Origin of the sequence: Gallibacterium genomosp. 1 (assembly GCF_001678575.1) — a bacterium.
Taxonomy (GTDB): domain Bacteria; phylum Pseudomonadota; class Gammaproteobacteria; order Enterobacterales; family Pasteurellaceae; genus Gallibacterium.
Map to the genome: position 1 here is coordinate 39369 of NZ_JTJP01000012.1, position 14094 is coordinate 53462.

The 14094-nt window shown below is 35.8% G+C and carries 13 protein-coding genes; 7 read left to right on the forward strand and 6 right to left on the reverse strand.

What is annotated here, in order from left to right; all coding sequences use genetic code 11:
• Positions 1-8: 8 nt before the first annotated feature.
• Complete coding sequence (locus QV04_RS03400) at positions 9-2810, reverse strand: DNA translocase FtsK (protein WP_082985560.1); 2802 nt, start codon at positions 2808-2810, stop codon at positions 9-11.
• Between the two features lie 84 nt (positions 2811-2894).
• Positions 2895-3614: a FadR/GntR family transcriptional regulator gene (locus QV04_RS03405; protein ID WP_082985561.1), complete on the reverse strand. Its 720-nt coding sequence runs from the start codon at positions 3612-3614 to the stop codon at positions 2895-2897.
• Positions 3615-3683: 69 nt separating this feature from the next.
• Between QV04_RS03405 and QV04_RS03410 the strand changes: the two genes are divergently transcribed.
• From QV04_RS03410 to QV04_RS03440, 7 genes are all read left to right on the forward strand, one after another.
• Complete coding sequence (locus QV04_RS03410) at positions 3684-4670, forward strand: 2-dehydro-3-deoxygalactonokinase (RefSeq protein ID WP_082985562.1); 987 nt, start codon at positions 3684-3686, stop codon at positions 4668-4670.
• A 9-nt stretch (positions 4671-4679) separates the two neighbouring features.
• Positions 4680-5312: a 2-dehydro-3-deoxy-6-phosphogalactonate aldolase gene (locus QV04_RS03415; protein ID WP_065230953.1), complete on the forward strand. Its 633-nt coding sequence runs from the start codon at positions 4680-4682 to the stop codon at positions 5310-5312.
• A gap of 13 nt (positions 5313-5325) precedes the next feature.
• A complete protein-coding gene (gene dgoD / locus QV04_RS03420) occupies positions 5326-6474 on the forward strand; it encodes a galactonate dehydratase (protein ID WP_065230954.1) in 1149 nt (382 codons plus the stop codon).
• Between the two features lie 40 nt (positions 6475-6514).
• Positions 6515-7522 (forward strand): TRAP transporter substrate-binding protein, encoded by a 1008-nt coding sequence (locus QV04_RS03425; RefSeq protein WP_039173620.1) that lies wholly within the window; start codon positions 6515-6517, stop codon positions 7520-7522.
• A gap of 76 nt (positions 7523-7598) precedes the next feature.
• On the forward strand, positions 7599-8132 hold the full coding sequence (locus QV04_RS03430) for a TRAP transporter small permease subunit (RefSeq protein WP_065233155.1): 534 nt from the start codon (positions 7599-7601) through the stop codon (positions 8130-8132).
• Positions 8133-8143: 11 nt separating this feature from the next.
• Positions 8144-9472 carry a TRAP transporter large permease gene (locus QV04_RS03435; protein ID WP_065230956.1) on the forward strand — a complete coding sequence of 443 codons (1329 nt, stop codon included), beginning with the start codon at positions 8144-8146 and terminating at the stop codon, positions 9470-9472.
• Positions 9473-9576: 104 nt separating this feature from the next.
• Positions 9577-9930 carry an MmcQ/YjbR family DNA-binding protein gene (locus tag QV04_RS03440; protein ID WP_065230957.1) on the forward strand — a complete coding sequence of 118 codons (354 nt, stop codon included), beginning with the start codon at positions 9577-9579 and terminating at the stop codon, positions 9928-9930.
• 132 nt (positions 9931-10062) lie between these two features.
• Here QV04_RS03440 and lrp read toward each other — a convergent pair whose 3' ends face one another.
• From lrp to yajC, 4 genes are all read right to left on the reverse strand, one after another.
• The gene (gene lrp / locus QV04_RS03445; RefSeq protein ID WP_039173617.1) at positions 10063-10545 is read right to left on the reverse strand and encodes a leucine-responsive transcriptional regulator Lrp; all 483 of its coding nucleotides are present in this window, start codon (positions 10543-10545) and stop codon (positions 10063-10065) included.
• A 109-nt stretch (positions 10546-10654) separates the two neighbouring features.
• A complete protein-coding gene (secF, locus tag QV04_RS03450; protein ID WP_039173615.1) occupies positions 10655-11632 on the reverse strand; it encodes a protein translocase subunit SecF in 978 nt (325 codons plus the stop codon).
• Positions 11633-11646: 14 nt separating this feature from the next.
• A complete protein-coding gene (secD, locus tag QV04_RS03455) occupies positions 11647-13491 on the reverse strand; it encodes a protein translocase subunit SecD (protein ID WP_082985563.1) in 1845 nt (614 codons plus the stop codon).
• A gap of 115 nt (positions 13492-13606) precedes the next feature.
• Entirely contained in the window at positions 13607-13939 is a 333-nt protein-coding gene (gene yajC, locus QV04_RS03460) for a preprotein translocase subunit YajC (protein WP_013745272.1), read from the reverse strand.
• Between the last annotated feature and the right edge of the window lie 155 nt (positions 13940-14094).

A 14094-nucleotide genomic window follows, 5' to 3' on the forward strand; every position in this document is an offset into this window, starting at 1 on the left:
ATGTCTCCTTAATAATTATTTCTTGGTGCTAGAATTTCACGTTTACCGTTAACTAGCGAAGATAAAATGCCCTGTTGTTCCATTTGATCGAGAATTCGAGCGGCACGAGGAAAACCTAAACCTAAACGACGTTGTAAAAATGAGGCGGAAGTATTACCTGTGCTTAATACTACATTGACTGCTTCATCAAATTTTTCATCAAGCTCATTATTGCCACCTTCACCGTTGTTATTTTGTTCCTCTTCATTATTTTCCACAATTTCATCTAAATAATTCGGTTTGCCTCGGGCGCGCCAGTCATTGGCAATACGAGCCACTTCATCATCAGTCATATAAGCCCCGTGAACACGAATTAAATCACCTTGACCGGAATAGAGCATATCTCCTTTTCCCAATAATGCTTCCGCACCTGATTGATCTAAAATAGTACGTGAATCAATTTTACTTGCCACAGTAAAAGCGATACGACTTGGAATATTGGCTTTAATCAAACCGGTTATAACATCTACCGATGGACGTTGTGTTGCTAAAATCAAGTGAATACCAATAGCACGTGCTTTTTGTGCCAAGCGAGCGATTAATTCTTCTACTTGTTTTCCAACAATCATCATTAAATCGGCAAATTCATCAACAATCACTACAATATAAGGCAGTTTTTCCAGTGCTGGTGGCATTTCATCCATTGTATCACCTGGTTTCCAGATTGGATTTGGAATTGGCAATTGCATTTCAGTAGCCTGATCAATTTTGTGATTAAATCCTTCAATATTGCGGACGTGCAGTGCGGTAAGTAATTGGTAGCGACGTTCCATTTCATCAACACACCAGCGCAATGCATTTGCGGCTTTATTCATATCAGTAACCACATTGGTAAGCAAATGTGGAATATCGTTGTACATAGAGAGTTCAACCTGTTTTGGATCAATCATAATGAATTTCACTTCTTCCGGTTGAACCTTGAATAACAAACTTAAAATCATTGCATTGACACCAACGGATTTGCCTGAACCGGTTGCTCCTGCTACCAATAAATGTGGCATTTTCGCCAAATCTACTACGACCGCTTTGCCGCTGATATCTTTACCAAGCACCATTGATAGAGGCGATTTTGCTTGTTGGAACTCAGCACTACTCAACACATCGCGCAGTAATACATTTTGGCGGTGCATATTTGGAGTTTCAATACCGATATAAGGTTTGCCGGGAATGACTTCTGCAATACGAATCGAACGGAACATTAATGCACGCGCTAAGTCGGTATCTATACTAGTCACTTTTGATGCTTTAGTTCCTGGTTGTAATTCAATTTCATAACGAGTAACGACCGGTCCGATAGTTACATTACGCACAGCAGCTTTTACACCAAAATTACGTAGTTGCTGTTCAATGCGTCTAGATGTTTCTTGAATTTCTGCTTGAGTAACTTCTGTTTTTAATGGTTGCCCCGGATTTAATAAGTCTAAGCTTGGCAATGGGGTTGTCGGTTTAATGGTTGAAATTGGATCAGGTTGAAGCAAAGGATGAATTAAAGTGCCGTTATAAGGCTTGTAATTCGGTGTTGCAGGTGTCGAAGATTCAGTTTCTGTTTTAGGTGGGGCATATTGTTGCTCTTTCATTTTTTGTTGTGCTAAAAATTCTTCACGCAAATGTGCAAGTTCTTCGTCATCATTCTCGTAATCGTCTTCGTCTTGAATAGATGAAATTGGAGAAATATTCATTGGAGACAATGAAGTTTCCTGTTTCGGTGTGGAAGCAGCAGTTATTTCAGGTGTTGGTGCTACATTATTCAATGTAGCAGACTCCATTGGTGATGGCATTGAAATAGAAACTTTTGGTAATTCCGGTTGCTCTTCAATATCCATCATTGGAAAATCAAAATTGGCAATGCTATCTTCTTGTGCTTGTGCTTGTGCTGTTTCTAAGCTATTTTGCCACGCTTGTTGTTCAAAAGAAGTTGCTGTTTCAACTTCTGTTGTTGGTATATTTTCTTGAGGAGTTAAGCCGAAAATAGTTGGATTAACCAACTGTTTTTCGTCTTGAGGTTGGAAATAAGGAGATGGAGTTTCTCCATTTTCTTGTTTTTCTCTACGATTAGGGGAAATTGGCAAAACAATCTGTTCATAATCTGCTAATGATTTTTCTGTTTGGACAGTATCAGATGTATCTTCGATTTTTTGTTGTTCATCCGTTGCCATTAACCAATGGTAAAAACGTAGTAATACTTTAAGAAAATCGTTACCCGCAGAAAGCACAAAACCCAAAGCGGTCGTCAATAACGCAATAAGTGAAAGTAACAGTGTGCCAGTTGTTTTAGCAATAAATTGAACAATGATGGTTCCGATAACCCCACCTGCTAAATGGTTGCTACTATTGGGTAAATAGAGTGCAGCTAAAGTTGAAATGCTGCATAAAAAAAGTAAAAAACCGATGCAATGAAGGAAAAAAGTGCGCCATTTCATTTCCGTAATCGGATGATAGCGTAATAGAAAAATAGGAACTAAAAAGCAAATAAAAGGCAAAATATTGGCAATTCGACCAAATAAGGCGAATAAAACATCAATAATCCAAGCACCGAATGCGCCAGCTTTGTTATAGACTGTTGGCTGGTTGCTGGCGATAGTCCAAGCATTATCCATTGGATGGTAAGATGCCCAAGCCACTAGTAAATATAACCCAAAAAACGTTAATAAAATAAGTCCAAGGTTAAAAAGGTAAAGGTTGGAACGTAAATACTCTTTCTTAATTTCTACCTGTTTAAAATGGGATAAAGGAAGCTGATTCAGTTTGATATTTTTGAGTTTATTAATCATTGTTTTCAATAAAATACGAATACTAAAATTGAGCTGCTATGATAGCAACTCAAGGTGGGTTAGACAAACAAGATTAGTGTATCGTTAACGTAAGTTATTTATTAAATGTAATAGTTCTTTATCTGATAAGATCTTAGTTATTGCGTTAGTAATTAATTCTTTAGCCAGTTCTCGTGCCGTATGAGCCTCTCTTTTACGAATTGCTTCAAATAACTCCCCATGCAGTTGTACAGCAGCGGAAGAATCTGTTAATTTTTGTTCTAAAGTTTGATTGTATGATATCGACATTGCTGTTGATAGCATTGCATCTAATGAGGATAGAAAGGGGTTCCTACAAGAATTGACGATAGAAGAATGAAAAATTTTATCTCCTTTTATAAAAAGTTCGCGATTATTTTCTTGGATACTCTGTTTCATAAATAGATATCCTTGTTCAATCTTCACTAGATCTTCAGCTGTTGAAGTAAGTGCAGAGATAGCACAGATATTAGGTTCAAAAATTAATCGAGTAATTAATAAATGTTGTAATAAAACAGGGCTAATATCTTCTAATGAAAAAAATGTCAAAATTTCCGGATCAAGCCAATTCCAGTATTCTATTTTATTTATAATACTTCCTTTTTTAGGAATGATTGAAATTACTCCTTTATTAGCAATGGTTTGTAATGCTGTTCTGACAGATGTGCGGGAAACGTTGAATTCAGTTGCAATTTCAATTTCTCCTGGGAGTAACTCTCCCTCTTTAAAATCTCCATTGAATATTTTAAGAATTATATTCTTCATTATATGGTCTGATTTCAACATATGTTTTCACTCTCAATTCTTTAATGTTAATCCACGTTAGTTAATTATACCTTTTCATCAAAAATTGTAATGAAAAAAAAGAGAAAATTATTGATCAAAAATGGGATCTTTATCACAGAAAAATGTTTATTTTTTGATTATTATCTTGTAATACAAGATAATGTTATTTGGTGGGTTATGATTGCTATTGATTGGGGAACAACAAATTTTAGAGCATATTATCTTAGTATGAATAAAGATAATAAAATGTTGGAAAACAATAATAAAGGGGTGAAGTTTATTGAGGGCGATAAGTTTGAAGATGTTATTCTAGATCTTTTTAAACAGCATTTCTTCTTGTATGACTTGAATAATAGATTTGTTGGTATGTCAGGAATGATAGGGTCAAAAAATGGATGGATTGAAGTTCCATATCTATATGGATCGGTAAATTTAGAAGATATTAAAAAATCGTTATATTCGTTTACTTTATCTAATGGTATTCCAGCTTTTATTGTGCCTGGGATAGCTATGATAAATAAATATGGGATTTTTGATGTAATGCGCGGAGAGGAAACACAATTACTTGGTTTATATAAAATGACAAAAGGTGACGATTTATCTGTAATTTTACCCGGCACACATAGTAAGCATGCATCTATCCAATTTGGAAAATTAGTGGATTTTTGTACGTTAATGACCGGAGAATTATTTTCATTACTTGATCAGTACAGCATCTTAACTAAAGGAATGCCTAGTTTTTATAATGATGAGTCTGCTTTTCTTAAAGGGGTAGAAATTGGTAATGAAATACCTCTTTCCAATGCACTTTTTTCAACCAGAACACTATTTCTAAATCAGCAAATATCATCGAACCAAGTAAGAAGTTATTTATCTGGCATCATCATCGGTAATGAAATTCGATTATTACCGAAAGATTTAAATCATTATGTTGTCGGTAGTGAAAATATTGTGAAACGTTATACCAATGCTTTGAAATACTTGGGTTATCGGCATCAAGTGGTTGATGGCGAACATTGTTTTTTAGCAGGCATAGAATCTATGGTAAGCGATTAAGGAATAAATATGAGTATAAACAATCTATCTGATAAATGTCCTCTTGTGGCTATTTTAAGAGGAATAAGAATGGAAGAGGCAGAAAAATATGTGTCTCATCTAATTGAGCTTGGTTATTACTTTATTGAAGTACCTTTGAATAGTCCAAATGCGTTAAAAACGATTAAGTTATTACAACAGAAATTTTCAGATCAGTGTTGTATTGGTGCAGGAACGGTAACAAATGTTTCTTTATTAAATCAAGTATTAGAGATAGATGTAAAGTTGATAGTAACGCCTAATGTAGATCCTGAAGTCATTAAATTAGCTAAGGCTTCTGGATGTAGTATTTTTGTTGGCATTATGACGCCTACTGAGGCATTTTTAGCTATTAATTCAGGCGCAACAATGCTCAAAATTTTTCCAGCTGAATTGGTTGGTACAAAAGGGTTTCAAGCGATGTTAAGTGTTTTACCTAAAAATGTTAGTTGTTTTCCAGTTGGAGGAATTAAGGCGGATAAAGAACAAATGCAAAGTTATATAACACTTGGAGCTAAAGGTTTTGGGTTAGGTAATGCACTTTATCGTGCAGGAATGCCGATAGATGAATTTATAGAAAATGCCAAAAAATTTAAACAAGTTTGGAGTGAGTTGCAAATTTAATTTGGAGTATAAAATGAAAATTATTGGTTATGAAACTTTTATTGTTCCGCCAAGATGGGGATTTTTAAAAATTATTACAGATGAAGGAATTGTGGGTTGGGGAGAGCCTTGTTTAGAAGGGCGAACTCATACGGTTCATACCTGTGTCGATGAATTAATGGAATATTTAATCGGAAAAGATCCAAGAGATATTGAAGATCATTGGAATGTGCTTTATCGATCTTCTTTTTATCGAGGTGGACCGATTATGATGAGTGCATTAGCCGGCATCGATCAAGCTTTATGGGATATTAAGGGTAAAGCTTTAAATACGCCTGTTTATCAATTATTGGGGGGTAAATGTCGAGATCGTATAAGAGTTTATTCTTGGATTGGTGGAGATAGACCAGACGATGTTGCAAGAATGGCAAAAGAGCGTCAAGAAGCAGGATTTACAGCTATTAAGATGAATGGTACTGAGGAGCTTAATTTTATTGATGATTATTCAAAAGTAGATTCAGTATTAGCACGAGTACAGGCTATTAGAGATGTTGTCGGTAAAGATTTTGGGATAGGTATAGATTTTCATGGGCGAGTACATAAAGCAATGGCAAAAATCTTATTAAAAGAATTGGCTGTATTTAATCCAATGTTTGTCGAAGAGCCTGTGTTAGCAGAACATTTTGATGCAATACATGAAATTGCTAGATATGGAGCTATTCCAATAGCAACCGGCGAGAGAATGTTTTCACGATGGGAGTTTAAACATCTATTACAAAGAGGTGGTGTTGATATTTTACAACCTGATGTCTCCCATTGTGGAGGAATTTCTGAATTAAGGAAGATTGCAACTATGGCAGAAGCTTATGATGTAGCGATAGCCCCTCATTGCCCACTAGGGCCTATTGCATTAGCGTCTTCACTACATATTGATACAGTCTGTTTAAATGCAATTATTCAAGAACAGAGTATTGGTATTCATTATAACCAAGAAAATGATGTTTTAGATTATATGAAAAATAAGGAGGTCTATGACTTTAAAAATGGTTACTGTGAAATATTAACAGAAGCTGGATTAGGTATTGATATAAATGAATCTTTTATGAAGCTTCAAAATGGCAAAGATGTTCATTGGCATAACCCTATCTGGCGAAATAAAGATGGTTCTTTTGCCGAATGGTAAGAAAACACGATTAATTAATCTATATAAGAGGAACATCAAAATGAAACTACTCAAAAGTGTATTAGCTTGTTCTTTATTAGCGTTTTCTGCAACTGTATTTTCTGCGGAATATGATTGGAACTTTCAATCGTCTGATCAACCTGGAGATGATGCTTTTAAATATCAACAGCAGTGGGCAAAGGATGTGGAACAATTATCTAATGGCCGTATACATATTAATGTTTTGGGAGCTGGATCAGTTGTTGAACACAACCAAACATTAGACTCTATTGGTATGAATATCTTACAAGGTGATTTTACTGATCCATCTTATTTTTCAGGAAAAGATCCTGCTTTTGCTCTATACGGTAATCTAATTGGTGCTTGGAGTAATCCAAAAGATTTAATTGATTTTATGTATAACGGTGGTGGGTTTAATGTAGCTAATGAATTACTGAATAAGTATGGGGTACAACTATTAGCAATAAGTACAGTAGGTGGTGAGTCGTTGGTTTCTAAGAAACCTATTCATAATATTAAAGAATTACAGGGGGTAAAAGTTCGAGCTCCGGAAGGATTAGTGCAGGCTTTATTCAAAAATTTAGGAGCAGCACCTGTAAATTTGCCAGGATCTGAAGTTTATACTTCTTTAGAGAAAGGTGTGATTGATGCATCAGATTATTCTATTTTTGCACGTAATCAGGCTAATGGAATGAATGATATTGCTAAATATCCTATTTATCCAGGTTGGCATTCAATGCCGGTTAATCAGGTTACATTGAATAAAAAAATTTATGATGGTTTGCCACCGGATTTAAAAGATATATTGGCAAAAGCAAGTAAACAATACGCGGAAGGTTTTTTAGCTATGCATCAAAAATTGGATGAAGAAGCTATTAAAAATAAAAAAGCGGATATTACTATTATTTCGTGGTCACCGGAAGAAGTCTCTAAAGTTCGTGAAACTGCAACTAAATTATGGCCTGAATGGGCAGATAAATCACCTATGTCTAAGAAATATTATGATGTAGTTATGAAATATTTAAAAGATAAAGGAATGATTCAATAAGTCAGAATTAGGCCAAGCTATAAAGATTTATTATTGTTAATAGCTTGGCTATATTTCTATTAAATAGGAGGTGAGTATGGATAAGATAAAGCAGCCTCAAATAGAGGAAAAACTGACGTTTTTTGATAAAGTCATTGAATCAATTGGTCATAAATTATCGTGGGGATATTTACTTATTGTTGTTATTTCATTTTATGAAATTATTTCCAGATATGTATTTAATTCTCCAACCGATTGGGTTCATGAAACTAGTATTGCATTAGCTGGATTTTTAATGGTGTATGCTGGGTTATTTTCTTATGGAAGAAATAAACATATCCGAGTTCCCATTCTACTTAATTACGTTTCTGATAAGTGGAGAAATCGATTAGAAATATTTAGCAGTATTATAACGTTAATTTTTTTAGGGTTATTGGCTTATTCTAGTTATTTTGTTGCTCGTAGTGCAGCACTATCTCCAAATGGTGAAGTCACGTTAGAACGATCAGGATCAGCTTGGAATCCACCTATCCCTGGGCTATTAAAGGTTGCTATTTTCGCTCTATTTTGTCTGTTTTTTATTCAGGTTGTTTGGAAGTTAAAACAACGTTTAACTGATAGATATAGATAAGGAGATTTATTATGTTTGGTCTTAGTAGCTTAGGTATTGATCTTGTTACATTAATTTTATTTTTAGCAATGTGTTTTCTATTAGTAACAGGAGTACCATTAGCATTTCTAACGGGATTGATTGCAACTCTTCTTGCTGTGGGATGGTTCTCTCCAGATGTATTGCCAATGGTGGTTAATCGTGTTTATGGCTTTATGACGAGTTATTCTCTGCTTGCAGTGCCTATGTTTGTGTTAATGGCTTCCTTATTAGATAAAACTGGAATAGCTAAGGATCTTTATAATGCAATGTGGCTTACTACCAGAAAATTTAGAACAGGAGTTGCCCTACAAACTGTTTTCATTGGTGTTTTTTTAGCGACTATGTCAGGAATTATTGGAGGTGAAACCGTATTATTAGGACTGTTGGCTTTACCCCAGATGTTAAGACTTGGATATGATAAGAAATTAGCAATTGGTACTGTTGTCTCTTCAGGTGCTTTGGGAACGATGGTTCCACCAAGTATTGTATTAATTATTTATGGTTTAGTTGCATCAGTTTCGATTGGAGATCTATTTACAGCAAGTTTTATCCCTGCATTTTTGTTAGCTTTTATGTATATTTCTTATATTGTGATTAGAGGGCGTATAAATCCTAAATTATTACCGGCTATTCCTGAAGAAGAACGTAACGCTCCTATTTCAAAAGAAGAGAGAAAAAGGGCTCGTATTAATATTGCATTACCAGCAATGATTGCATTAATTGTGCTAGGAAGTATTTATGGTGGAATAGCTTCTGTTACTGAAGCGGCAGCTGTTGGTGTGATTGCGGTTATGGCAGTTTCTTTATATAGAAAAGAGCTTAATTTTAAAGTGATGAAGGAGGCTTCTTATACCACGATGCAGACTTGTGGAATGATAATGTGGATAGGTATTGGTGCTTATATTTTGGTTGGTATTTATAATTTAGTAGGAGGAAATCGTTTTGTAGAGTCTATGCTTGTAAGTTCGGGATTACCGCCTATTGGTATTATACTGATTATGATGATAATACTATTTATATTAGGTCTTTTCCTTGATTGGATTGGAATTGCAATGTTGACAATGCCTATTTTCGTTCCTATTGTACAAAATCTTGGATATGACCCTATTTGGTTCGGCGTATTATTCTGTGTAAATATGCAAGTTTCTTTTTTATCCCCACCATTTGGACCAGCAGCGTTTTATTTGCATAGCGTCGCACCGAAAGGCATTGAGCTTGTTGATATTTTTAAATCTGTATTACCATTTATTGCTCTACAAATCGTATTACTGGCATTATTGATTATTTTTCCTGATATTGTTTTGTTTACGGTTAAATAAATGTGAATAGAGGGATAACTAAGAAGTATCCCTCTTTTTTGTTCTAATTTATAATATTCAAATTGAGTAGCAGGTTAGTAGGTTATTATATAAGTACAAATCTTATGGTTTTACCTCAAACACTTTTTCTCTATTTAAATGAACATTATTCTGCGGTAGCAGAGCATTTGTTCGACAAGTATCCTGAGTTTGCAGTGTTTCGGCATTTTACAAATAAAAAATGGTTTGCATTATTTATGCCGTTGGTGGGCGATAAATTGGGATTATCTACCAAAGAAATGGTAAATATCCTGAATCTCAAATTATCCCCAGAATTGATTGATGGTTTACGACAGTCTGAAGGATTTTATCCAGCATATCATATGAATAAGCAGCATTGGTTGAGTGTGGATTTAGCAAAAATTGAGATGTCGGAATTGATTCCTCTAATTGAACAGAGTTATCGTTTAACAAAATAATGGAGGGATGGTTTAGAGTGAATAGTTATGGCAAGTTTATTAAGATGGCTGTGATAAATACCAAGGTCTTATTTAAGAAATAGAAAATAAGAAAGGAAAAATCCCTTTAGCTGTTAAACTAAAGGGATAAATTCATTTAAGCAATAAATAATTGGTTTGTTTGACTTCTTCCATCACAACATAAGTACGAGTATCGTTTACACCCGGTAAACGCAACAGAGTCGTGCCTAACAGTTTTCGGTATGCTGCCATATCTGCAACACGCGTTTTCAGTAAATAATCAAAATCACCAGAAACTAAATGACACTCTTGGATTTCTTCTAGCTCTTGCACCGCTCGATTAAACTCTTCAAAAACATCCGGTTTACCGCGAACCAAAGTAATTTCTACAATAACTAACAAAGGAGAATCCAATAATTCAGGGTTGAGCAAAGCGCGATAACCCATAATCACATTTTGTTTTTCTAATCGTTTTACTCGCTCTAGACAAGGAGTTGGTGATAAACCGACCCGTTTTGAAAGTTCGATATTGGAAATTTTACCGTTATGCTGCAATTCATTAAGAATTTTCATATCGATAGCATCGAGTGATTTCATTATCTTCTTTTGACGCATTTTAAGAAAGCCTTTATCAACTTGAATGGCGTTATTATAGCGGATATTCAATAAAACATCAGCCGTAAAATAAACGGCTGATGTAAAAGATTAAGTTAAGAAATTTTTATTATGGTAAAAGTGATTCTTGATCAGCTCCTTCTTTTTCCACTTTAGGTGGTAACATATGTTCACGTTTCAAGCCAAAGTTTAAAGCAAGCGCAACTGCAATATAAATTGAAGAATAAGTACCGAAACCTATACCAATTAATAATGCTAAAGAGAAACTGTGAATAGTTGGACCACCGAATAACAATAAGGAGATCACTACAATTAATGTGGTGATGGATGTCATCAAGGTTCTTGATAAGGTTTGACTAAGTGAAATATCTATAATTTCTACAGTAGAGGCACGGCGAATTTTACGGAAATTTTCTCGTACACGGTCAAATACTACGATACTATCGTTCAAGGAATAACCAATAACAGAAAGAATTGCTGCGACAAAGGTTAAATCTATCTCAACTTGTAACATTGCGAAGAAACCTAAAGTAACGATTACATCGTGTGCTAAAGAGAGAATCGCACCTAAAGCTAAACGCCATTCAAAACGCAAACCGACATATAACAATAACATTGCTAAAGTGATTAAGGTGGCGTAAATTGCGGAAGTGGTTAGTTCTTCACCGACATTTGGACCAACGAACTCAATACTGCGAATTGACACTTCTTTATCAATATTGTTACTCAAAATAGTTTTGATATGCGTACCGATATTTGGATCATTTACGGATGCAGGCACACGAACCATCACATCACGCACACCACCTGATGCTTGTACAACAGCATTATCCAAGCCGTTCTGAGCTAAAATAGAACGGATCTTCGGCAAATCGGCAGGTTGTGAGAATGAAGTATCAATCACTGTCCCACCGGTGAAATCTAAGCCCCAGTTAAAACCTTTAGTAATAATAAAAAATAATGAAATTGCTACCACAATAATTGATAGAGCATAGCCTACCATACGATAGCGCATAAAATGGATTAGCTTATATGGTAGCTTAATATCATTAAGAGCTTCAATTTGGTTATCTATAGTATTTTTCATAAGTAACTCTTCTCCTAGATCGATAATTTACTAATTCGTTTTCCACCATAGAGGAAATTCACCACCGCACGAGTACCGGTAATAGCAGTAAACATCGAAATAGCAACACCAAGAGATAATGTAATCGCAAAGCCTTTTACTGGCCCACTACCTGCTGCATAAAGAATCACGGCAGTCAAAATAGTAGTCAAGTTGGCATCGAAGATACTGGAGAATGCACCGTTGTAGCCTTCATTAATTGCCTGTTGTACTGAGCGACCGTTACGCAACTCTTCTTTAATACGCTCAAAAATCAACACGTTGGCATCAACAGACATCCCGACTGAAAGCACAATCCCTGCAATCCCAGGCATAGACAAAGTTGCTCCAGGTATTAATGACATTAAACCGACAAGGATAACGATGTTAGCAAGCAATGCCAAATTGGCGATCAAACCGAATTTACGATAATAAAGCGCCATAAAGAGTACAACAATGAGTAATCCCCAAAAGCTTGCTTTCATACCCTGTTCGATATTTTGTGCTCCAAGAGAAGGACCGATAGTCCGTTCTTCAACTATTTGAATCGGGGCAATTAATGCGCCTGAACGTAATAACACGGAAAGATTTTGTGCCTCAGCAGGGGAGTTAATACCTGTAATGCGGAAAGTATTACCTAAACGAGATTGAATGGTAGCAACATTAATAACCTCTTCGTGTTTAGTTAAAATAGCCTTACCGTTTTCATCCTTTTTACCACTGTCTTTATATTCGCTATAGACAGTTGCCATTGGTTTGCCGATTGCGGTTTTAGTGGCTTCTGACATCATATTTCCGCCTTCGCTATCTAAAGAGATATTAACTTGAGGACGACCATATTCATCGTTACCAGAATTTGCATCAGTAATATGTTCACCACCCAAAATAGTTTTACGATAAACAACGACTGGCGTGCCGTTACGGTCGTGTTGTAATTCAGAGTCAGATGGAACCATTCCATTTTCAGCAGCTGCAAGGTTAGCTGTTTGATTGACCATACGGAATTCCAATGTAGCAGTTGCACCTAAAATTTCTTTAGCACGGGCTGTATCCTGTACACCCGGTAATTCAACTACGATACGATCTGCTCCTTGTTGCTGTACGACTGGTTCCGCAACACCAAGTTCATTAACACGTTTACGTAAAATAGTGATATTTTGTTCAACGGCACTCTTTCTTAAACGAACGAGTTCATTTTCTGAAAGGGTTAATGTAACATTTTGTCCATCGCTGACCACGTCCCAATTAGCGTGTTTACGCTTTAAGACACGTACCACATCACTTGGTGAAATATTATCGGCAAGTGTGATAACGGTGGAGTAATTTTCACCGGATTGGATTGCTTTATAGACAAATTTTTCCTTACGCAACTCAGTACGGAGAGAATCCTGTAATTGTTCCTGCTGTTTAGCTAATACTGATTTTAGGTCGACTTCCATTAAGAAACGTACACCACCACGTAAATCTAATCCTAATTTCATTGGACCAGCACCGATATCGGTCAGCCAAGCTGGGGTTGCTGGAGCAAGATTTAAGGCAACGGAATAGTTGTTGCCTAGTTTTTCTAAAATTTTATCTTTGGCGAGAAGCTGCTCATCAGTGCTGGTAAATTTTGCCAAAATAGAGCCGTTTTCTAAGGCGATAGATTTAATAGGAAGTTTATTTTGTTCAAGTACCTGACGAACGTCGGATAAGGTTTGTTCGGTGGCAAGTTGACCGCGCGTTCCTGAAACCTGAACTGCCGGGTCTTCACCGTAAAGATTTGGAAGCGCATATAAAATGCCGATGACGACAACGAAGATCACCATCAGATTCTTCCATAAAGGGAAACGATTTAACACAATAAAAACCTTTGTAAATTGTTTAACACACAGGGCAATCAAACAGTTGTTGATTGCCCCGGTAACCCACACTACGCGCTAAAAACGCGTGTTCTAACCTTGTCTGGAAGGTAAATTAAAGTGATTTGATAGAACCTTTCGGCAGAACGGCTACGATAAAATCTTTTTTGATAGTAACTTCGTTAGTGTCGTTAAGGGCGATAACAATATAGTCGCTCTCAGCAGAAACTTTAGTGATTTTGCCTAATAAACCGCCGCTGGTTAAAACTTCTTCACCTTTCGCAAGTGAAGACATCAATTCACGATGTTGTTTATTACGTTTAGATTGCGGACGGAAAATCATAAAGTAGAAAATAAGCCCAAAAATGACCAATAAAAAGATCATTTGTAAGCCGCCGCCCTGTTGTGCTGCAGCGTCGGCAGCATATGCTGTAGAGATAATACCCATATTGTTTTTTTCCTTAATAACAAAATAAAAACTAAGTGTTTTATGCCGGTTTTGGCAAAACAGTGCCTAAAAATAGCATGTTTCAATTCACAGAACAACAGATAAAGCATTGAACTATGAATTGTCTTGATTTGGAAGGGCTATTACTCTTCCGA